This is a genomic window from Sphingomonas sp. P3_C6, from assembly GCF_056402595.1.
The window spans coordinates 159,683-181,059 of sequence record NZ_JBFUHB010000001.1 but is presented as its reverse complement, the minus strand read 5'-3'; the positions used below and the strand labels follow the sequence as shown (position 1 = coordinate 181,059).

Sequence of the window (21,377 nt, the reverse complement as noted above, 5' to 3'; positions counted from 1 at the left end):
CGATTGCACAAGGAAAAGGCATGTTTCGTTCGGTTGGCGCGATCGCGCTGATGAGTTTCGCGGGCGCCGCGCTGGCGCAGACGGCCCCGGTGCCCGAGGCCGCGAAAGACGCGAAGGCCATCAACACGTTCGTCAATGCCGTGCTCCCCGACGACCAGGCGGCGATGAAGGCACACGTCATGTTCCTTGCGTCGGACGCGATGCGCGGGCGCGAGGCGGGTAGCCCGGAATTCGACATCGCGGCCGAATATGTCGCGGCGCAATTCTATGCGGCCGGCCTGCGCCCGGCTGGCGATGACGGTGGCTATCTGCAGAAGGTACCGCTCGTCACCTATCGCGCCGCCGACAAGGGCGATCTGGTGTCGACCCGCAAGGACACCCCGCCGCAGCGGCTGGTGTTCGGCGACGATTATGTGCCCGGCGCCTATGCCGGTGCCCCGTCGACGGTGATCGATGCGCCGGTGGTGTTCGTCGGCTTCGGCATCGTCGCGTCGCAGTACAAGCGCGACGACTATGCCGGCGTCGATGTGAAGGGAAAGATCGTCGCCTATCTCGGTGGGGCGCCGTCCAGCTTCCAGAGCGAGGAACGCGCGCATTTCTCCAGCTCGACCACCAAGGCGGTCTATGCCCAGTCGCGCGGCGCGGTCGGCACGATCCTGATCCAGCCACGCCCGCTCGCAAACGCGGTGCAGACCTGGGATCGCCCGCGCGTGACCTGGGGCAAGCCTGACGGCACCGGCGATGCGCCGGGCGCACCACAGCTCGCCACGATCAGCGACACGGGTGCGGCCAAGCTGTTCGAAGGTGCGAAGATCCCTTGGGCGACCATCGCGAAGCGCGCGACCAATGCCGAGACCAGCTTCAAGGCGGAGCAGCTTCCCGGCAGCCTGGCGATCGCGGTGAAGACGGCGTTCCAGCAGGGCATGAGCAGCAATGTCGCCGGCATGATCCCGGGCAGCGATCCCAAGCTCGGCTCGGAGGTCGTGGTGCTCTCCGCTCATCTCGACCATCTCGGCGTGCGCCCGGACATGAAGGGCGACAATATCTTCAACGGCGCGGAGGATAATGCCGTCGGCATCGCCTCGCTGATCGAGGAAGCGAAGCGCTTTAAGGCGAGCGGCAAGCCCCCGCGCCGCAGCATCATGTTCCTGGCGGTGACGGGCGAGGAGAAGGGGTTGGTCGGCTCCGACTATTTCTCCAAGCATCCCACGGTCGCGATGAACCGCATCGTCGCCGACGTGAATCTCGACATGCCGATCCTGAGCTACCGGTTCGAGGACATGACCGTGTTCGGCGCTGACCGCTCGACGCTCGGCCCGATCGTCAGCAAGGCGGTCGCGACGCTTGGCGTGACCATGTCGCCCGATCCCGATCCGGCGCAGGGCATCTTCGTCCGATCCGACCATTATCGCTTCGTCCAGCAGGGCGTGCCCTCGGTATTCCTGTGGCCGGGCCAGGCCGGGCCCGGCAAGGCGGCGACGGCCGAGTTCTTCGCCAAGCGCTATCATCAGCCGTCGGACGACATGTCGCAGCCGATCGACTGGAGCCAGGGCATCCGCTTCGTCGACGCGAACTATGCCATCGCGCGCGAGATCGCCGATGGCGACCAGCGGCCGCGCTGGAACAAGGGCGATTTCTTCGGCCTGCTCTATAACGGCTATGGTGCGAAATAACCGCGCTGCTGATCTTCGGCCTTGGCTATTCGGCCCAGGCGCTTGAGGTCCGGCTGGCGGCCAGAGGCTGGCAGGTAACCGGCACGAGCCGAGACGGCCGGCCCGGGACCATCGCGTTCGACGACCGGGAAGCGGTGGAGGCGGCGATCGCCGGGGCCGATTATGTCCTGTCTTCGGTGCCGCCCGAGGGCGACGCCGATCCGGTGCTGGCCAGCTATGGGGCGGCGCTGGCAGCGGCTGATGCCTGGCTCGGCTATCTTTCCTCGACCGGTGTCTATGGCGACGCACGCGGGGCGTGGGTGGACGAAGGCGCGCCGACCGGCGGCGGGCGACGCGGCGCGCGGGCGGCGGCCGATGCGGCCTGGCTGGCGATGGGCGCTCGGGTGTTCCGGTTGCCGGGCATCTATGGCCCCGGCCGGTCGCCGCTCGACCGGATCGCACAGGGGCGGGCGCACCGGATCGACCTGCCGGGCCAGGTGTTCAGCCGCGTCCATGTCGAGGATCTCGTTTCGGGCGTGATCGCCGGGTTCGATGCGCCGGCGGGTGCGTATAATCTGTCCGACGATATGCCGGCGAGCCAGAATGAGGTGATGGAATGCGCGGCGCGCCTGCTTGGTCGTGAACCGCCTGCCTTCGTGCCGATCGATACCCTGTCGCCCCCGGCGCGCGCCTTTTACGATGAGAATCGCCGGGTCGCGAACGGCAAGGCGAAGCGGGTGCTCGGCTGGCGGCCGCTCTATCGCGACTATCGGGCGGGCCTGCGTGCCCTCAGGGCGATGACCAGCCCCGCCATCGCCAGTGCGGCACCAAAGGCGGCGAGCAGCGACCAGCGATAGCCCTCGAAGATCGTCGACAGCAGCATGGCGATCACCGGAACCAGGACGCTCGAATAGGCTGCCTTGGCCGGGCCGATGATGCGCAGCACCCCGAAATAGAGCGTAAAGGCAAGCGCCGACGCGAAAACGCCGAGATAGAGCACACCCGCAATATAGCCGAGGCGCAGCTCGATCACCGGTGGACCGGACGAGACCCAGGCGATGGCCGCATCCATCGCAGCCCCGACCAGCATGGCGATGCCGAGTGTCGGTGCCATCGGATAACGGCGCGCGGTTTCGGTACCCTGCAGGACATTTGCGGTAGAGGCCGACAGCACGGCGAGCAGCGCGACACCGATCCCGTTCAGCGCTGCCGCTGGCCCGTGCGGGCTCGATCGTGCCTCATGCACGAACAACAGGGTCACCCCGGCCATCGCCACCACCGATCCGAGGATCAGCTGCCTGCCCAGTTTCTGGCCGAGGAAGATCCGCCCGAAGATCGCGTTGGGCACCAGCAGCAGGGCGAATACCACTGCGACGAGGCCGGACGTGACGAACGTCTCTGCCCGGTAGACGAAATTGAAGTTGAGGCAGAACTGGGTGAAGGCCAGCGCCATCACGAAGAGCCAGCCGCGCCCGTCCAGCCTGACCGTCTCGCGCTTCCAGGCGGCATAGGCGATCATGGTCAGCCCGCCGGTCGCGAAGCGGTACGCCACCGACCAGCCCAGCGGCACGACCCCGAGCTGATCGGTGATGACGATCCAGGTCGAGCTCCAGATCAGCGTGACGATGCCGAACGGGATCAGCACCGCGAGGCGCGTCGATTGCGGGGCGGTTTGGCCGGACATCGTCCCGCCCTAGCGCCCGGCGGCGGGCGACGGGACGGGCGATCTCCTTGTCAGGTGATAAGCCGGCCCTATCAAAGCGCCGCGATCGCATCGGCGAGCGGCCTGATATCCTCTTCACGCTGGTTCCACGAGATCACCAGCCGGGCCTCGCCGGGCCCCCAATCATAGAAATCGAACCCGAGCGCGCGAAGGCTCGCTGCCTCTTCCGGGGAAACGCGCAGGAACACCTCGTTCGCCTCGACCGGGTTGATCAGCCGGTCGCCGGCGGCGGCGGCGAGCAGAGTCGCACCGGCGTTGGAGGTGCGGGCATTGTCCAGCCAGAGATCGTCGGCGAGCAGCGCGAGGATCTGCGCCGAAAGATAGCGGCCCTTGGACAGCAGCAGCCCGGCGCGCTTGCGGCGAAACAGGGTGGCGGCGGCGAGTTCGGGTTTGAAGAAGATCAGCGCCTCGGCGCTCATCCCGCCATTCTTGACGAAGCCGAAGCTGAGCGCATCGACACCGGCGCGCCAGGTTACGTCGGCCGGCGCGCAGCCCAGATGCGCGATGGCATTGGCGAAACGGGCGCCGTCCATGTGCAGGCCAAGGCTCCGCGACTGCGCAATCTCGCCAATGGCTGCGACATCGTCGGGGGAATAGACCAGGCCATATTCGGTCGCGTTGGTGATGGAAACTGCGTGCGGCTGGACGCCGTGAACGTCGGTGCGCGTGGTCGCCAGGACAGCCTGAAGCGTCTCGGGCGTCATCTTGGCGCCGGCTCCTTCGGCGAGCAGCAGTTTTGCGCCATGCGTGTAGAATTCAGGAGCACCGCATTCGTCATTCTGGATATGCGCGTCGCGGTGGCAGATGATCGCACCGTGCGGTGGACACAGCGCGGCAAGCGCGAGGCTGTTCGCGGAGGTGCCGGATGGTACCCAGAGCGCGCGAACTTCGGTTTCGAACAGGTCCGAGAACAGCCCGTCGAGCTGCTTGCTCCAGGCGTCGCCGTCATAGGCCGTGTCGAGGATGTTCGCCTCGGCCATCGCGGTCATCACGGCCGGGTGGACTGGGGCGGCGTTGTCGGAAAAGAAGCGCATGGCCTTTGCCTTGCGACGGCGCGGGGGTGGCGTCAACGGCGACTATCGCGGCGCCTTCGCCGGATCGTGCGCGGGCTGCGAAAATGACCGTTTCTTCATTTGAAATGTCACGCCGCACCCATCATGTGCGCTGCGCGCGCCAGTACGGCCGTTTTCGATCAACCAGTTGGGACCATCATGCCCGGTAACGACGATAGTAGACCGACCGGACTGTCCGGAGCCGTCGCACTGACCTGATCGCGCGATCGGTTCATTCGCGACCGGCCCCGGGCGGCCGGTCGGCGAGTGAGTTAGCCATGAACAGCACGATCCGTTTTTTCGCCTATCCCTTTCGCCGTGCCTCGGCTGTGCACGATTCGAACGAACTGTTCGAAGCGCGCCTGACCTTCGGGGACCGCCTCGCCGATCGCGTCGCCGCGATCGGCGGCTCCTGGCGCTTCATCATCGGCTTCGGCCTGTTCTTGGCCGCATGGGCGGTCATGAACTCGCTGCTCCTCGCGAGCCGGGCGTTCGATCCCTTTCCCTACATCTTCCTGAACCTGATGCTGTCGATGCTGGCCGCCTTGCAGGCGCCGGTCATCATGATGAGCCAGAATCGCCAGGCGGCGAAGGACAGGCTCGATGCGCGGCTCGACTACGAAACCAACCTGCGATCGGAAAGCGAGATTGCGAGCCTCCATGAAAAGGTCGACGCGCTGCTCGCCGAGGTTGCCCGGCTGAATCGGGTTGCGGCGGGTGAGCGGACGCCGTGATAGCCGGCGGTCAGCAACCCTTCCGGCGGCTCGATGGCGTCAGGGTCCTGCCGCGCCGGTCGATACACGCCGACGTCCCGCCGGCGTACCAGCTGTGCTCGCCATCGGATTGGATCGTGCAGCCGAGACAGACCTGCGCCACACCGTGCGCAAACGGATAGGCGCCGTCATAGCGTGCCGGGATCACCAGCTTCAGGCTGCGATCGATATAGCCGATCTTCCCGCCGACCGGCGACCTGGCGAGGCCGTTCGAAAAGGGCTCGGGACCATTGTCCATGATCATCACCGGCGCGAGCGCGCCGTCACGCCGGACGACATACCATTGGCCGATCAGGATGGTCGCAAGGCCATGGCGATCATAGATCAGGCGGCGAAGATGCTCGGGCGCTATTCTGAGATTTCCGCTGCGGTCGAGCCGCGCGCAATGTGGGAAGCTCTCCATATCGCCGCCGCGCGGCCAATAGGTGCAGCCGCGATCGGCGGACTCGGGCTCCGCCCGGGCAGCCGCAGCTGATCCGCCGGCGGCGAGCAGTAACGCCAGTGCCGCCCAATGCCGTCTCATGCCCTATTGCTCCTCGTCCTCCGGGTCTCGCGGCGGGGCGCGGTCGTCGCGGCGCGGGCGGGGATCGCCATTGTCGCGATTCGACCGGTTGATCTCGATGCTTCCGTCTCGGCCGATATGCAGGTTGAGCCCAAGGCCCTGGAGTTCGCCCTCCAGCGGCAGCGAGACGGCGTCGGGCTCGATCGCATTCTCGGCGTCCGGATCGATCTCCTCGGCTGCCGGCTCGGCCGCATGGGCAGGGCCGACATTCAGCGCCTGCTGCATGAAGTCGCGCCACACCCGCGCTGGGATGCCGCCGCCGGACAGGCCGGGATTGGGCGTATTGTCGTCATTACCGACCCACACGCCGGTGATGAGCCCGCCGGCAAAGCCGAGGAACAGCGCGTCGCGATTGTCCTGGGTTGTGCCGGTCTTGCCGTAGGTGTTCACCGACAGGGCAGCCTGCCGCCCGGTGCCCGATTCCGCCGATGCGGAAAGCAGGTCGAGCATGTCGTCGCGGATACGGCCGGTCAGCGGGCGTGAGCGGGTGGTGAGCGCCGCATACCAGCTCTGGTCATGCACTTCCTCCAGCCCGCGCGCGACGACGGGATAGGATTCGGCCGCGACTGCCGCATAGGCCGAAGTCAGCTCGAGCAACGACATGCTCGACGTGCCGAGCGCGATGGTCGCCTCGTTGGGGATCGCTGTCGTGATGCCCAGGTCCCGCGCCGCCTTGATGACATTGGCGACACCGACCTTCTGGATCAGCCGAGCCGCGGCGACGTTGCTCGACTTGGCAAAGGCCTGGCGCAGCGTGATCTCGCCGAGATAGCGGCCATCCGCATTCTTGGGCGACCAGTCGGCGATGGTGATCGGGGAATCGTCGACCATGGAATCCGGGGTCATGCCGCTGCGCAGCGCCGCCAGATAGACGAACAGTTTGAAGGCCGAGCCGGGCTGGCGCCGCGCCTGGGTGGCGCGGTTGAACGGGCTGTCGCGATAGGATTTGCCACCGACCATCGCGACGACCCGTCCATCGGGGCGCATCGCGACCAGGGCGATCTGGGCCTGGCGCAGGCCCGCGCGCCTGACCGATCGTTCGGCGGCATTTTGCAGGCGGCGGTCGAGCGTCGTCTTGACGGTCGTCTCGGTGGCGATCTCGCCGGCGCGGTCGCGTGCTTCGGGCAGGACCCAGTCGGCGAAATAAGTGCCGTCGGGCAGCGGCTTGATCGGGTCGACGGCTAGGCGCGCTGGACGGACATCCTCCGCCGTCGCCTTGTCGATAAAGCCGGCGGCGGCCATCGCGCCGACGACGAGCTTCTGCCGGTCGCGCGCACCCTTCAGGTTGACGGTAGGGGCAAGCTTCGACGGCGCCTTGACCAGCCCGGCCAGCATCGCCGCCTGGCCGATCGACAGATCTTCCGGATCGCGGTTGAAATAATGCTTCGCCGCGGCGCGCAGGCCGTAAACATTGTCGCCGAAATAGACGTTCGAGAGATAGCGCGAGAGGATCTCGTCCTTCGACAGCCATGCCTCCAGCCAGAAGGCGATCATCACCTCGCGCACCTTGCGCGCCGCCGTCCGGTCCGAATCGAGAAAGGCGTTCTTGGCGAGCTGCTGCGTGATGGTGCTGCCGCCTTCGCGCACGCGGCCGCGGCTCATATTATGGACGAAGGCGCGGACGATACCCTTGGGGTCGATGCCCCAATGCGACCGGAAACGCCGGTCCTCGATCGCGAGAAAGGCGTTGGTGACGTTCTTGGGCAGTTTCGCCGCATCGATCGGCGCGCCGATGATTGCCCCGCGCCGCGCGATCGGCGATCCATCGTCGGCGAGCAGGGTGATGCTCGGCGGGGTCAGGGGTTTCAGCGACTGCGACAGCGGTGCCGTCACCGCGAGCCAGCCGACCGCGAGTACGAACAGGATGATCAGGGCGCCGATGCCGCGGGTGAACCAGCGCCAATAATTGCGCCGATGCACCACCGGCAGGTTGGTAGTGTAGGGCTCGGGCGGATCTGGGGGGTAGTCGAAGCGGCCCGAATAGGCCGGCGGGGGCAATCCCTCGCTCAGGTCGACGGGCGAATTGCCCTGCGACGACGCGGGCTCGAAAGGATAAGGACGCATGGCTCCTGTCAGTCCGTTCCCGGTTACGCCGCCCGGAGGTGTATTAGCGTGATATGACAGTGGTCGCAAGCTTTTGACATGAACGTCTTCTAGCAGGCGCGGTCGCGCCATGCGAGCGTCGACCATAGCGCCATTGAGGCAGTACCGTGCAGCGGCTATCTGCATAACGTGCAGCACCGCATGACAAGGATGCCGAATGACCGATATCGCTCTCGCCGCAACGCCCCTCGTCGTGGGGATAGGCGGTACGATCGGCGGCGTCTCCTCAACCGAGCGGGCGCTGCGCATCGCGCTCGACGCTGCCTGCAAGGAGGGTTTCCGCACCCGCATGTTCGGTGGCGCCGACATGGCGCGGCTGCCGCTCTACGATCCGCGTGCCACCGACCGGACCGAGCATGAGCGCGAATTCGTCGACACGGTGCGCCAGGCATCGGCGCTGATCATTGCCAGCCCGGGCTATCATGGCAGTATCTCGGGCGTCGTGAAGAACGCGCTCGACCTGCTGGAAGAGACGGCGAAGGACGAGCGGCCCTATCTCGCCGACATGCCGGTCGGCCTGATCGCAACCGCTTATGGCTGGCAGGCGACGGGCAGCACGATCGCCGCGCTCCGGTCTATCGTCCATGCGCTGCGTGGCTGGCCGACGCCGTTCGCCGCGGCGATCAACACGCAGCTCACCAAGTTCGACGAAGACGGCGGCAGCAGCGACCCCGCCGTGCATGAGCAGCTCTGCCTGGTCGGCCGCCAGGTCGCGCGCTTCGCCCCGATCGCCCAAAGTGGCTGAGGGAATCATCTGGCTCAAGGGCTTTGCGCCGGACGAGGCGCCGATCCATGTCGTCAACCGCATCGAATCCGCGACCGCGCCGGAGATCGTCTGGCGGCGTCTGATCCACGCGGCCGGGTGGCCGGCGATCTACGCCAATGCCAGCGACGTGGCGATTGAGGGCGGTGGCGCCGACCTGTTTGCCGAGGCGCGTTTTACCTGGAAGACCTTCGGCATCGCGCTCAGGAGCGAGGTGAAGGAGTTTGAGCCCGAGACGCGCATCGCCTGGCTGGCCGAGGGAATAGGCGTCACCGCCTATCACGCGTGGCTGATCACGCCGACCGCGGGCGGCTGCACGATCACCACCGAGGAAACCCAATATGGGCTCATCTCGCGCGTCGGGCGATTGCTGTTCCCGACACGGATGGAGCGCTGGCACCAGAAATGGCTTGAGGCACTGGCCTCCTGAGCGCCTCCCCGTGCCGGGCAGGGGAATGCGCTTACCGGGTAGGCACGGGTTCTTCGCCCGAATAATCATAGAAACCGCGCCCGGTCTTGCGGCCGAACCAGCCGGCTTCGACATATTTCACCAGCAGCGGCGCCGGGCGGAACTTCGGATCGCCGGTGCCCTCGAACAGCACGCGCGTGATCTCCAGGCAGGTGTCGAGGCCGATGAAGTCGGCGAGGGTCAGCGGTCCCATCGGATGGTTGAGGCCGAGCTGGCAGGCGAGATCGATGTCGGGAATGGTCGCAACACCCTCGCCCAGCGCGAAGCAGGCTTCGTTGAGCATCGGCATCAACACGCGGTTGACGATGAAGCCTGGCGCGTCATTGGCGCGGACCACCTTCTTGCCCAATGCCTTCGCATAATCCTCGACCAGCTTCACCGTCTCGTCCGACGTGGCGAGGCCACGGATCAGCTCGATCAGGCCCATCACCGGGACGGGATTGAAGAAATGCACCCCGACGAAGCGCTTCGGATCGGGCGAGGCCTGGGCAAGGCGGGTGATCGGGATCGACGATGTGTTCGAGGCGAGCACTGCCTGATGGCCGAGCACCTTGCCGACCTCGGCGAAGATCGAGCGCTTGATCTCCTCGCGCTCGGTCGCTGCTTCGATGACGAGGCCGCAGGACGACATGCCGTGCACGCCGTCTATCGGCTCGATTCGCGCGAGCGCCTGATCGCGGGCGGCCGCCTCGATCTTCTCCTTGGCCACCAGCCGGTCGAGTGCCTTGGCGATGCCCGCCTTGCCCGCTTCGGCGCGTTCCTTCGACACGTCCGTGAGCAGGACATGGAAGCCCGCCTGGGCCGAAACCTGTGCGATGCCCGCACCCATCTGCCCCGCCCCGATCACGCCTATGGTCTGCATCTCTGTCTCTTTCGAATAACGATGTTGCGCTGCTCCTATCGATTCACGCGCCGCGCCGCTAGGATGGCGGCATGATCGGATCGCTCCTCCTGTTCGCCGCGGCCGAAGCCGCAGTACCTCGTCCGGCCCTCGGGCCAATCAAGACCTTCGGTGACTGGGTCGTCGCGTGCGACAATGTCCAGGTCTGCGAGATGACGTCGCTGATCGCCGAGAATGACGCGGGCGACGGCGGCGATTCGGGTGCCTCTTTCTCGGTCGCGCGCGCGGCAGGGCCGGATGGCGGATTCTTCTTCGAGCTATCGTCCAACGGCGGAATCGACGGGCCGGTATCGGTACGGATCGACGGCAAAAGGATCGCCGACGGCACGGTCGAGAAGGACGGGATGACGCTGTCCGGTGACGCTGCCGACCGAATCGTCGCAGCGATGGCCAATGGCAGGAGGCTGACCCTGAACAAGAAGGCGGGCAAGGAAGTTGCGCACGCCTCGCTGTCGGGGTCTTCCGCCGCACTGCGTTTCATCGATGCGGGGCAGCATCGCGTGGGAACGGTGACGGCTGCGATCGCCAGGGGCAAGAAACCGGCCAGCGCCGTGCCGGCTTCGCCGCCCCTGCCTGAGGTCCGCTCCATCGCGCCTTCGGGCGTGCCTGCACGAATCAGCCCGGCGCTCCGCAACGCGATGGTCGCCGCCTCGGCCTGTGAGACGGAAGATGTGAACACCAAGGATCCGCTGACCGGCTATGCGCTCGGCGATGGCAAGACGCTGGTGCTGCTGCCCTGCGGGGCGGGCGCTTATAATTTCTCCAGCGTGCCGTTCGTCGTGGCGGGCGGGAAACCGGTCATCGCCCGCTTCGATTCGCCGGGCGGTTTCTCGGAAGGCGATGGACCACCTACCCTGGTCAATGCCGATTGGGACGCGAAGACAGGCAAGCTCGGCAGTTTCGCCAAGGGTCGGGGGCTCGGCGACTGCGGCTCTGCCGAAACCTATGTGTGGGACGGCTCGATGTTCCGTCTGGTCGAGGCGACCCAGATGGGCGAATGCCGCGGATCGGTGAACTGGCTGACTATCTGGCGTGCGACGCCGGTACACTAATTCCCCTCCCGCAAGCGGGGGAGGAGTAGTTACGGCGCGAAGCGTGCCGGCTGGGCCTCCGCCAGGATCACGGCGAACAATCCTTCCGCGTCGGTCCACTCAGCGATCGGCGTCCAGCCACCGGCACGAAGCAGGATTCGGCCGTCGCGCTGGCCATATTTATGGCTGTTCTCGGTATGGATCGTCTCGCCCGCCGCCATGGTGAAGGGACGACCCTCGATGGTGAAGGCTATATCCTGCGTCGCCTCGAGATGCATCTCGATCCGGGCCCGGTCGTCGTTCCAGATCGCGCGGTGGCGGAAAATGTGCGGCGGGATCGTGCCGTCGAGCTCGCGGTTGATCCGCTCGATCAGGTTCATGTTGAACGCCGCCGTCACCCCCTGGGCATCGTCATAGGCGGAGACCAGGACCTTCTCGTCCTTGATCCGGTCCATGCCGATCAGCAGCATCGATCCGGTGCCGAGCGACGCTTTCATCGCGCGGAGCAGATCGACCGAGCTGTGCGGAATCATGTTGCCGATGGTCGAGCCGGGGAAAAAGCCCAGCTTGGGCAGGTCGGCGACCGCGGCCGGCAACGCGATCGGGCGGAGGAAATCGGCCTCGACCGGCAGCACCGGCAGGCCCGGAAAGGCGTCGGCAAGCCCGGCCGAGGACTCGCGCAGGAAATCGCCCGAAATGTCGATCGGCACATAGGCGGCGGGGTTCACACTGCGCAGCAGGATCGGCGTCTTGGTCGAGGAGCCCGAGCCGAATTCGACCACGGCCCGGCCTTCGCCGGCGATCGCCGCGACCTCGGGGCAGGCGCGGCGAAGGATTTCCGTCTCGGTGCGCGTCGGATAATATTCGGGCAGCTCGGTGATCGCCTCGAACAATTCCGAACCGCGCCGGTCATAGAACCAGCGCGCCGGGATGGCGCGGGGACGCGTCTCGAAACCGCGCAGCACATCGGCGCGGAAGGCGGGGTCGGCGAGGGTGACGTCGCCATCCTCGATTTCGGGTTTGAGCATGTCAGAGATCCTTGGCCAGGCGCACGCCGGTGAACTGCCAGCGCTGGTGCGGATAGAAGAAGTTGCGATAGCTCGGGCGGGCATGGCCGCGCGGCGTGGCGCAGGAGCCACCGCGCAGGACGAACTGCCCGCTCATGAACTTGCCATTATATTCGCCGACCGCGCCCTCGGCCGGTTTGAAGCCGGGATAGGGGCGATAAGCGCTGCCGGTCCACTGCCAGACATCGCCGAAAAAGGCCGGGCCTGCCGCAGCAGGGCGCGGCTCGACCGGGCCGGCGGTGTCGAGCTGGTTGCCGCTGGCCGGGTCGAACGCGGCCGCGGCCGCTTCCCATTCGAACTCGGTCGGCAGGCGGGCGCCCGCCCAACTCGCATAGGCATCGGCCTCGTAGAAGCTGACATGCGTGACGGGCGCGGCCGGGTCGATCGGGCGGCGGCCATCGAGGCCAAGCCGTGTCCACGCATCCTGCTGCCGTTCCCAGTAAAGCGGCGCGGCGATGCCCTGGCCCTTCACCCACGCCCAGCCGTCCGACAGCCAGTGCCGCGGGTCGGCATAGCCGCCATCGGCGATGAACGCGGCCCATTCGCCATTGGTGACGGTGCGGTCGGCAATGGCGTGCGGCGTTAGCAGGGTCTCGTGTCGCGGCCCTTCGCAATCGAACGCGAAGCCACGCCCGTCATGGCCGACCGTGACGATGCCACCCCCGTTCTCGATCCAGCCGACCGGGCCGGGCATGGCGACAGGCACTTTGCGCGCCGCCGGCCAGATCGCCGGTTCGAGCGGGTTCTGCGACATCAGGTGAAGCATGTCGGTGACGAGCAGCTCTTGATGCTGCTCCTCATGATGGCAGCCGAGGAGGACCAGCTCGATCGCGTCATCGGGCAGGTCGGGGAGCGCCGTGACGATCGCTGCATCCACATGGGTTCGGTATGCCAGCACCTCGGACAGGCTCGGCCGGGTGATCATGCCGCGGCGCGCGCGGCTATGGCGTTGCCCTTCGGCTTCGTAATAGCTGTTGAACAGGAAGGGAAAACGATCGTCGTGCAGCGTATAGCCCGCCACGAAATCGCGCAGGATGAAGGTTTCAAGGAACCAGGTGGTGTGGGCCAGATGCCATTTGGCGGGGGAGGCATCCTCCATCGACTGGACCGTGGCATCGGCATCGGAAAGAGGGGCGACCAGTGCCACGGTGAGCGCGCGGACAGCTGCGAAGCGCGCCGCCAGCATGTCCGTTCCGGGCCGGAGATCCGAGTTTGTTCGCATTCTGTTCCCTTTTTCCAGAACGCGTCGGCCAAAGTCAAGCCTGGCTACGGCCCTGTCTGGTCGCGGGACGCGCCCGGAATCCACAGAACGTCGCCACCCGCGTCTTTGTTCACCCGCCTCGCCGCGACGAAGAGGTAATCAGACAGGCGATTGAGATAGGAAAGCGCGAGCGGATTCAAAGGGACGATCTGCGCGGCGGCGACGGCGGTACGTTCGGCGCGCCGGGTAATGGCGCGGGCGAGGTGGAGCGCCGCGGCACCGGTGGCCCCCGCCGGCAGGATGAAACTGGTCAGCGGCGCAAGATCCGCGTTCATCGCATCGATCTCGTCCTCCAATCGGGCCACCTGTGCGGCGACGATCCGCAGCGTCATTTCCGATGGCGCGAAATCCTCGCCCGGCGTGGCCAGATCGGCACCAAGATCGAACAGGTCGTTCTGGATGCGCGTGAGCGCATCTGCATATCGGCCAGACCCTAGCGCACCGATCGCCACGCCGATGGCGCTGTTCGCCTCGTCGACATCGCCGATCGCCGCCATGCGCGGATCATTCTTGGCGACGCGCGATCCATCGACCAGCCCGGTGGTGCCGTTGTCGCCCGTGCGCGTGTAGATCTTGTTGAGCTTGACCATGGCCGGCCGACCGGACGGTCAGGTCTTGCTGGCGAGGAACAGGATCAGCACGACGATCACGATCGCGATCGCCTGGAAGAAGATGCGGTACTGCATCATCTTGTTCGACTTGAGCGCCGACGCGCTCGGCCCACTGCCTTCACCCTTCACCTCGTTGCTGGCGTTGAGCAGGAAGACCGCGAGGCCACGGATCAACATGGCGACGGTCGCGAGCATCGCCGCGATCAGCAGGATGAAGAGGAAGGTGCTCATCGGACGTATCTAGGCCTCGGACATCCGAAAGCCAATGGGCAGGCGTCCGGCGCGCAGGTCGTCGGCAAGGGCCCGCCCGTCGATGCCGGCGGCCCGCATTGCCTCGAGCGTCGGTGCCTCGTTGCGCTTGGCGAGTCGCTCGCCGCTGTCGTCCGCCAGCAGGGCATGGTGGCGATAGGCGGGCGTTGGCAGGCCGAGCAGCGCCTGGAGCAGCCGGTGCACATGGGTGGCGGCGAACAGGTCGCGGCCGCGCACCACATGGGTGACCCCTTGCGCCGCGTCATCGATGGTGACGGCGAGATGATAGCTGGCCGGTGCGTCCTTGCGGGCGAGGATGATGTCGCCGTGCATCTCGGGAATCGCGACGACGTCGCCTGCGATCTCGTCATGCCAGATCAGGCGCCCGTCATGACGGAACTGATCCGGCATCTCCTCCGCAGCCGGAGAGAGCAGATCGAGCGCGCGGGCAAGATCCAGCCGCCATGCATGCTGCTCGCCCGCCTGACGCCGCGCGCGAACATCCTCGGCGAGGTGGCGGCAGGTGCCGGGATAGACCGGCCCGGCATCGCCATGCGGGGCGGACAGGCTCGCGGCGATTTCGGCGCGAGTACAGAAACAGGGATAGAGCAGCCCCAGGCCTTTCAGCCGATCGATCGCCGCGCCGTAAAGATCGAGCCGTTCCGACTGGCGCAGCACCGGCCCGTCCCATTCGAGGCCCAGCCAGGCGAGATCGCGCTCGATGGCGTCGATATAGCCGGGCCGGCTGCGGGTGCCGTCGATATCTTCGATGCGCAGCAGGAAGCGCCCACCTGCCCCTTTTGCGCGGTCGTGCGAAAGGATTGCCGACCATGCGTGGCCGATATGCAACAGCCCGGTAGGGCTGGGCGCGAATCGGGCGGTAACGGAAGTCACCTTCTCATCGAAACCGGCTCTTGACCGCGAGTCGCGGGCTGTGCTGTCATCATGGCGTCATCCTAGTCGGCGATTGCCGCGCAGGAAGCAAAAGGGGGGCGTTCGCGTGTACCATCCCGATCTGATCCGACATCCGGACAGCTGCCCGGCATTGGTGTTGAACGCCGATTATACGCCGCTCAGCTATTACCCTCTCAGTGTGTGGCCGTGGCAGACCGCGATCAAGGCGGTATTTCTCGACAGGGTCGATATCGTCGCCGAATATGAGCGGGAGGTGCGCAGCCCGAACCACAAGGTTAAGCTGCCCTCGGTCATCGCGCTGAAATCCTATGTCCGGCCGAGCGCCTTTCCGGCCTTCACCCGGTTCAACCTGTTCCTGCGCGACAAGTTCGAATGCCAATATTGCGGGTCGGGCCATGACCTGACGTTCGACCATGTCGTGCCGCGCGCGCAGGGCGGGCGCACGACCTGGGAGAATGTCGTCACCGCCTGCGCACCCTGCAATTTGAAGAAGGGTGGGCGCACCCCGAAACAGGCGGGCATGCCGCTGCACATCGGCGCGATCCGGCCGACCAACTGGCACCTGCAGGAACATGGCCGGCGCTTCCCGCCCAATTATCTGCACGAGACCTGGCACGACTGGCTCTATTGGGACGTCGAACTGGAGGCTTGAGGTGGTCTTGCCCAAGCTGCCGTTTGCCTGAACGTCATGCCGGACTTGTTCCGGCATCCATGGTTCCACAAGCGCTGCCGTTGCGTTTGCGGAAGCGGGGACCCCGGAACAAGTCCAGGGTGACGGGGTATGCCCAAGTCCGGGGTGACGGGGTATGCCGATGTTTTGGACCCCTGCCTCCTCTCCGGTTGACCCGGGCTCTGCCGCAATGCAGCATCGCATCATGGCCGATCTTCCTTCCATCGCGAACAACCCCGACATCCGCTTCCTGGGCAAGCTGCTCGGCGACGTGATCCGCTCCTATGGCGGGGAAACGCTGTTCAGGCGCACCGAATATATTCGCGCCGCCTCGGTCGACCGGCATCGCGGCGTTGCCGGCAAGGATTCGGTCGATCTCGGGCTCGACCAGCTGAGCCTGGACGAGACGCTCGATTTCGTGCGCGGCTTCATGCTGTTCTCGATGCTCGCCAACCTTGCCGAGGACCGGCAGGGCGTTGCGTCCGAAAAGGGCGCTGATGTCGAATCTGCGCTGAAGCGGCTGGCGGACGAAGGCATCGATCATGATGCGGTGATGGCGCTGCTCGATCATGCGCTCATCGCCCCGGTCCTGACCGCGCATCCGACCGAGGTGCGGCGCAAGAGCATGATCGACCATCGCAACCGCATCTCCGAACTGATGACGCTCAAGGATGCCGGGCTGGCCGAAACACCGGAGGGTGACGCGGTGGAGGAGGCGATCCTGCGCCAGATCGCGCTGCTGTGGCAGACCCGGGTGCTGCGCAAGGAGCGGCTGTTCGTCGCCGACGAGGTGGAGACGGCGCTCAGCTATCTGCGCGACATATTCCTGCCGGCGCTGCCGGCACTCTATCAGCGCTGGGACCGGGCCCTGGGCGCCCGCGCGCCGAGCTTCCTGCGGCCGGGGAGCTGGATCGGCGGGGACCGCGACGGGAACCCCTTCGTTACCGCCGAATCGCTGAAGATCGCGCTGGCCAAGGCCTGCGAGGCGGTGCTCGGCCATTATCTCGACGCGGTGAACGCGTTGGGGGCCGAGCTGTCGATCTCGACCGGCATCACCCAGGCCGACGACGGCGTACAGGCGCTCGCCGAGGCGAGTGGCGACACTGCGCCGAGCCGGGCCGACGAGCCTTATCGTCGCGCGTTGTCGGGCATCTACGCCCGGTTGGCGGCGACTCATCTGGCGCTGACCGGCAAGCCTGCACCGCGTCCGGGCCCGCTTCACGGTGAGCCCTATGCCGATCCGCAAAGCTTCCGCGCCGATCTGGTCACCATTGCCCGCGCCCTGCGCGGCGGCGGCGGGGCGCTGTCCTCCGGCGGCGCGCTCGGGCGGCTGATTCGCGCGGTCGAAACCTTCGGTTTCCATCTCGCCACGCTCGACCTGCGCCAGAACAGCGCCGTGCTGGAACGCGTGGTGGCGGAACTGCTCGAGGTTGCCGGTGTCGAGGGCGATTATCTCGCGCTCGACGAGTCGCAGCGCGTATCGCTGCTCCGGCACGAACTCTCCAACGCCCGGCCGCTGTCGAGCCCCTTCGCGACCTATTCGGACGAGACGGCGTCGGAGCTGGCGATCGTCCGCGCCGCGGCCGACGCTCATGCCAAATATGGTCCGGCCTGCATCACCCAGCATATCGTTTCGATGGCGCAGTCGGTGTCCGACCTGCTCGAGGTGAATGTGATGCTGAAAGAGGTCGGGCTGTACCGGCCAGGCGAGACGCCGAGCGCCGCGATCATGGCGGTGCCGCTGTTCGAGACGATCGGCGATCTGGAGGCGGCGCCGGGCATCATGACCGAATGGTTCGCCCTGCCCGAGGCTGGGGCGATCACCCGCGCGCGCGGATTCCAGGAAGTGATGATCGGCTATTCGGATTCGAACAAGGACGGGGGTTATATCACCTCGACCTGGTCGCTCTCCAAGGCGTCGACCGCGCTGAAGCCCGTGTTCGACAAGGCAGGCGTGGGGATGCAGCTGTTCCACGGTCGCGGCGGCGCGGTCGGGCGTGGCGGCGGCTCGGCCTTCGCGGCGATTCGCGCGCAGCCGACCGGCACGGTGCAGGGCCGAATCCGCATCACCGAACAGGGCGAAGTGATCGCCGGTAAATACGGCACGCGCGAGAGCGCGATGACCAATCTGGAGGCGATGGCGTCCGCCACGCTGCTCGCCAGCCTCGAACCGGATGCGCTCTCGCCCGCTGAGGCGGCGCGGTTCGGGGCGGCGATGGATGCGCTCTCCGGGAGTGCGTTCAAGGCCTATCGCGATCTCGTTTACGGTACCGAAGGTTTCCGTACCTTCTTCCGCCAGATGACGCCGATCGCCGAAATCTCCGGCCTGAAGATCGGATCGCGCCCGGCAAGCCGCACCAAGTCGGACCGGATCGAGGATCTGCGCGCCATCCCTTGGGTGTTCAGCTGGGCGCAGGCGCGCGTCATGCTGCCGGGCTGGTACGGCGTCGGCCAGGCGATCGCCGGATTCGAGGACAAGGGGCTGCTCGCGGAGATGGCGCAGGGCTGGCCCTTCTTCGCGGCGACGCTCGACAATATGGAGCAGGTGATCGCCAAGTCCGACATGGACATCGCCGAACGCTATGCGGCGCTGGTCGAGGATCGGGCGCTGGCGGATACGGTGTTCGGCGCGATCCGTAGTGGCTGGCAGCAGACGCATGACGGATTGCTGGAGATCACCGGCCAGTCGCGCCTGCTGCAGAAGCATCCGGCGCTGGACGCGTCGATCCGGCTGCGCCTGCCCTATATCGAGCCGCTCAACCTGTTGCAGATCGAGCTGATGAAACGCCACCGCGCGGGCGAGACGGACGAGCGGATCGGTGAGGGTATCCTGCTGTCGATCAACGCGATCGCGACGGCGCTGCGGAATTCGGGCTGATCAATTCCTCCCCGAGCTTGCTCGGGGAGGGGGACCGCCCGCTTCTTCAGCGGGTGGTGGAGGGGCTTGGAGCGCGGAACGTCTGCCCCGCGCTCAAGCCCCTCCACCAGCTTCGCTGGTCCCCCTCTCCGTTACGGGGAGGAATTAAGAAAGAAAAGGCGCCGCCAGCTCGGGTCTCACCCTGAGCAATCTGCCCGTCGCCCGATCAAGCAGAGCCCAGGTCGACACTGCCTCAACCTTCACCTTGCCGTCGGCGCCGGTGAACCGCACATGCCGGTCGAACCGCGCACCCCTTGGCGGTTCCGGAACCCAGGTCTCGCCCGTCACCGTCTCGCCCGGGCCGACATTGCCGCGATAATCGATCTCATGTCGGGTCACGACCCAGATATAGGCGTCCTGCTGTTCCGCGGTCGCGATCGCCGCCCAATGCGCGACCGCGATGTCCTGAATCCACTTCACCCACACCGCATTGTTGACGTGGCCGAGTTCGTCGATGTCGGCGTCGGTCGCGGTCCTGGGGAGGGTGAAGGCCATTACCCCTCCACGCCCATCTGCCACAGCACGAACGCATGCTCCTCCGCCGCTTCGCGCAAACTCTCGAACCGCCCGGACTTGCCGCCATGGCCGGCACCCATATTGGTCTTGAGCAGCAACAGATTGTCGTCGGTCTTGGTCGCGCGAAGCTTCGCGGCCCATTTGGCCGGCTCCCAATAGGTCACGCGCGGATCGTTGAGACCGCCCGAGATGAACATCGGCGGATAGGCGTGCGCCGCGACCTGGTCATAGGGCGAATAGGATCGGATCAGCTCGAACGCTGCCTTGTCGTCGATCGGATTGCCCCATTCGGGCCATTCGCCCGGCGTCAGCGGTAGCGATTCGTCGAGCATGGTGTTGAGCACATCGACAAATGGCACGTCCGCGATCACCGCACCCCACAGCTCGGGATCGGAATTGACCACCGCGCCCATCAGCTCGCCCCCGGCCGACCGGCCGGCAATCGCGATCTTGCCGGCACTGGTCCAGCCCTGAGCGATCAGCCCCTTCGCCACATCGACGAAATCGTTGAAGGTGTTTTCCCGCTTCTCCAGCTTGCCGTCGAGATACCATTGCTGGCCGAGATCGTCCCCGCCGCGGATATGCGCGATGGCATAAGCGAAGCCGCGATCGAGCAGGCTCAGCCGCCCGGTCGAGAAGCCCGGCGGGATGGCGTAGCCATAGGCGCCATAGGCGTAGAGGAAGAGCGGCGCTGAACCGTCTTTCGGGAAATCCTTGGGATAGACGATCGACACCGGCACCTCGGTGCCGTCGCGGGCAGTGATCTTCAGTCGCTCGGTGCGATATTTCTCCGCGTCATAGCCCGACGGGATTTCCTGCACCTTGAGCGTCGTCAGCGTGCCGGTGGCGACGTCGTAATCATATTCGGTGCCGGGCGTGACCATGGATTCATAGCCGACGCGCAGCACGTCCATCGCATATTCGGGATTGTTGCCGAGACCCGCATCATAGCTCGCTTCGGGAAAGACGATACGCTGCGGCGCGATCGACGAATCGTAGCGGTGGATCTCGATCTGATCGAGCCCGTCCTCGCGTCCGTCGACGATGAAGAAGTCGCGGAAACAATCGACCCCGGTCATGTAGAAATGCTTCGACGGGCCGATCAGCTCTTTCCACTCACCCGGAGCGTCGATCGACGCGGTGCAGAGGCGGAAGTTCGGATCCACGTCGTTGGTGTGGATGAACAGCGTGCCGTCATGCTCGTCGACATCATACTCGCGGCCGACCTTCCGGGGCGAGACGCAGATCGGCGTGGCGAGGACATTGTCGGCCGGGAGGAGATACACCTCGCTCGTCACATGATCGCCGCTGGCGATGACGATCCACTTGCGCGAGCTGGTCTCGCTGACGCCGACCCGGAACCCTTCGTCGGCTTCCTTGAACAGCTCGATATCGTCGGCGATCGGCGTGCCGAGCTTGTGCAGGCGCGCATTGTCGGTGCGCCACTGCTCGTTCGCCAGGCCGTAGAGGAAGCTGCTGTCGTCGGCGGTCCACACGATCTCGGAGAGCATGCCCGGGATCACGTCGGGCAGATGCTCGCCGGTCTCCAGATCCTTGACCCGAACCTCGAACCGCTCCGATCCATTGTCGTCGATCGCATAAGCGAGCAGCTTTGCATTGTTGCTGATCGAGAATGCGCCGAGGCGGAAATATTCCTTGCCCTCGGCCAGCGCCGGCTCGTCGAGAATCAGCTCGTCGGGGCCGCCCGCGACCGGCTTGCGCCACCATTTGCGATACTGCCCGCCGGTCTCGAACGCCGTCCAGTAGAACCAGTCGCCGTCCTTCTGCGGGACCGAGCTGTCGTCTTCCTTGATGCGGCCCTTCATCTCTTCATAGAGCCGGTCGGTCAGCGGCTTGTGCGGTGCCATCACCGCCTCGAAATAGGCGTTCTCCGCTTCGAGATAGGCAAGCACGTCCTTGTCGGTCACCTCGGGGTAACCCGGGTCCTTGATCCAGGCATAGGGGTCTTCGATCGTGATGCCGTGCGTGGTGAAGCTGTGCGGGCGCTGCTCGGCGACGGGGGGTGTGGGCGTATCGGTCAAGTCAAACTCCGTTCGGGCTGAGCTTGTCGAAGCCCTGCACTTTCTTCTAACCGTCTAAAGAGGAAGAACAGCCCTTCGACAAGCTCGGGGCGAACGGAGA

General features: G+C 66.0%; 20 protein-coding genes. 8 read left to right on the top strand and 12 right to left on the bottom strand.

Annotation, left to right across the window (positions count from 1 at the left end):
- Positions 1-20 precede the first annotated feature (20 nt).
- Both AC1DT7_RS00800 and AC1DT7_RS00795 read left to right on the top strand, forming a co-directional pair.
- The gene (locus AC1DT7_RS00800) at positions 21-1,673 is read left to right on the top strand and encodes a M28 family metallopeptidase (RefSeq protein WP_478033560.1); all 1,653 of its coding nucleotides are present in this window, start codon (positions 21-23) and stop codon (positions 1,671-1,673) included.
- On the top strand, positions 1,670-2,509 hold the full coding sequence (locus AC1DT7_RS00795; protein WP_478034232.1) for a Rossmann-fold NAD(P)-binding domain-containing protein: 840 nt from the start codon (positions 1,670-1,672) through the stop codon (positions 2,507-2,509). Before AC1DT7_RS00800 ends, AC1DT7_RS00795 begins: the two co-directional genes overlap by 4 nt.
- Here the strand turns inward: AC1DT7_RS00795 and AC1DT7_RS00790 are convergent.
- The gene (locus AC1DT7_RS00790; RefSeq protein WP_478033558.1) at positions 2,419-3,336 is read right to left on the bottom strand and encodes a DMT family transporter; all 918 of its coding nucleotides are present in this window, start codon (positions 3,334-3,336) and stop codon (positions 2,419-2,421) included. The genes AC1DT7_RS00795 and AC1DT7_RS00790 overlap by 91 nt on opposite strands.
- 71 nt (positions 3,337-3,407) lie before the next feature.
- Positions 3,408-4,409, bottom strand: coding sequence for a threonine aldolase family protein (locus tag AC1DT7_RS00785; protein WP_478033557.1), 1,002 nt, complete (start codon positions 4,407-4,409; stop codon positions 3,408-3,410).
- A gap of 296 nt (positions 4,410-4,705) precedes the next feature.
- Between AC1DT7_RS00785 and AC1DT7_RS00780 the strand changes: the two genes are divergently transcribed.
- Positions 4,706-5,161: a DUF1003 domain-containing protein gene (locus AC1DT7_RS00780; RefSeq protein WP_478033555.1), complete on the top strand. Its 456-nt coding sequence runs from the start codon at positions 4,706-4,708 to the stop codon at positions 5,159-5,161.
- A 10-nt stretch (positions 5,162-5,171) separates the two neighbouring features.
- On the opposite strand, the gene AC1DT7_RS00775 is transcribed toward AC1DT7_RS00780, so the two are convergent.
- Both AC1DT7_RS00775 and AC1DT7_RS00770 read right to left on the bottom strand, forming a co-directional pair.
- Complete coding sequence (locus tag AC1DT7_RS00775; RefSeq protein WP_478033553.1) at positions 5,172-5,723, bottom strand: WG repeat-containing protein; 552 nt, start codon at positions 5,721-5,723, stop codon at positions 5,172-5,174.
- 3 nt (positions 5,724-5,726) lie between these two features.
- Entirely contained in the window at positions 5,727-7,826 is a 2,100-nt protein-coding gene (locus tag AC1DT7_RS00770) for a transglycosylase domain-containing protein (RefSeq protein ID WP_478033551.1), read from the bottom strand.
- Positions 7,827-8,022: 196 nt separating this feature from the next.
- Between AC1DT7_RS00770 and AC1DT7_RS00765 the strand changes: the two genes are divergently transcribed.
- A complete protein-coding gene (locus AC1DT7_RS00765) occupies positions 8,023-8,610 on the top strand; it encodes an NADPH-dependent FMN reductase (protein WP_478033550.1) in 588 nt (195 codons plus the stop codon).
- A complete protein-coding gene (locus AC1DT7_RS00760) occupies positions 8,603-9,058 on the top strand; it encodes an SRPBCC family protein (protein ID WP_478033549.1) in 456 nt (151 codons plus the stop codon). Before AC1DT7_RS00765 ends, AC1DT7_RS00760 begins: the two co-directional genes overlap by 8 nt.
- Before the next feature lie 31 nt (positions 9,059-9,089).
- On the opposite strand, the gene AC1DT7_RS00755 is transcribed toward AC1DT7_RS00760, so the two are convergent.
- A complete protein-coding gene (locus tag AC1DT7_RS00755; protein ID WP_478034231.1) occupies positions 9,090-9,998 on the bottom strand; it encodes a 3-hydroxybutyryl-CoA dehydrogenase in 909 nt (302 codons plus the stop codon).
- A 32-nt stretch (positions 9,999-10,030) separates the two neighbouring features.
- On the opposite strand from AC1DT7_RS00755, the gene AC1DT7_RS00750 reads away from it, so the two are divergent.
- Positions 10,031-11,050, top strand: a complete 1,020-nt coding sequence (locus AC1DT7_RS00750) for a DUF1176 domain-containing protein (protein WP_478033548.1) — start codon at positions 10,031-10,033, stop codon at positions 11,048-11,050.
- A 29-nt stretch (positions 11,051-11,079) separates the two neighbouring features.
- Here the strand turns inward: AC1DT7_RS00750 and egtD are convergent, their stop codons facing one another.
- Genes egtD through gluQRS form a run of 5 tightly spaced genes read right to left on the bottom strand, consistent with a single transcriptional unit; the run spans position 11,080 to position 15,111 of the window.
- A complete protein-coding gene (egtD, locus tag AC1DT7_RS00745) occupies positions 11,080-12,057 on the bottom strand; it encodes an L-histidine N(alpha)-methyltransferase (protein WP_478033547.1) in 978 nt (325 codons plus the stop codon).
- A gap of 1 nt (position 12,058) precedes the next feature.
- Positions 12,059-13,318, bottom strand: a complete 1,260-nt coding sequence (gene egtB, locus AC1DT7_RS00740; RefSeq protein ID WP_478033546.1) for an ergothioneine biosynthesis protein EgtB — start codon at positions 13,316-13,318, stop codon at positions 12,059-12,061.
- 44 nt (positions 13,319-13,362) lie between these two features.
- Positions 13,363-13,947, bottom strand: coding sequence for a cob(I)yrinic acid a,c-diamide adenosyltransferase (locus AC1DT7_RS00735; protein ID WP_478033544.1), 585 nt, complete (start codon positions 13,945-13,947; stop codon positions 13,363-13,365).
- An 18-nt stretch (positions 13,948-13,965) separates the two neighbouring features.
- Positions 13,966-14,199, bottom strand: a complete 234-nt coding sequence (locus AC1DT7_RS00730) for a twin transmembrane helix small protein (protein WP_478033543.1) — start codon at positions 14,197-14,199, stop codon at positions 13,966-13,968.
- Between the two features lie 9 nt (positions 14,200-14,208).
- Positions 14,209-15,111, bottom strand: a complete 903-nt coding sequence (gene gluQRS, locus AC1DT7_RS00725) for a tRNA glutamyl-Q(34) synthetase GluQRS (protein ID WP_478033542.1) — start codon at positions 15,109-15,111, stop codon at positions 14,209-14,211.
- 106 nt (positions 15,112-15,217) lie between these two features.
- On the opposite strand from gluQRS, the gene AC1DT7_RS00720 reads away from it, so the two are divergent.
- A complete protein-coding gene (locus AC1DT7_RS00720; protein ID WP_478033541.1) occupies positions 15,218-15,784 on the top strand; it encodes an HNH endonuclease in 567 nt (188 codons plus the stop codon).
- A 223-nt stretch (positions 15,785-16,007) separates the two neighbouring features.
- On the top strand, positions 16,008-18,680 hold the full coding sequence (ppc, locus tag AC1DT7_RS00715; protein WP_478034229.1) for a phosphoenolpyruvate carboxylase: 2,673 nt from the start codon (positions 16,008-16,010) through the stop codon (positions 18,678-18,680).
- Between the two features lie 144 nt (positions 18,681-18,824).
- Here ppc and AC1DT7_RS00710 read toward each other — a convergent pair whose 3' ends face one another.
- A complete protein-coding gene (locus AC1DT7_RS00710) occupies positions 18,825-19,214 on the bottom strand; it encodes an acyl-CoA thioesterase (protein WP_478033539.1) in 390 nt (129 codons plus the stop codon).
- A complete protein-coding gene (locus AC1DT7_RS00705) occupies positions 19,214-21,277 on the bottom strand; it encodes a S9 family peptidase (RefSeq protein ID WP_478033538.1) in 2,064 nt (687 codons plus the stop codon). The genes AC1DT7_RS00710 and AC1DT7_RS00705 overlap by 1 nt, the downstream gene beginning before the upstream one ends.
- Positions 21,278-21,377 lie beyond the last annotated feature (100 nt).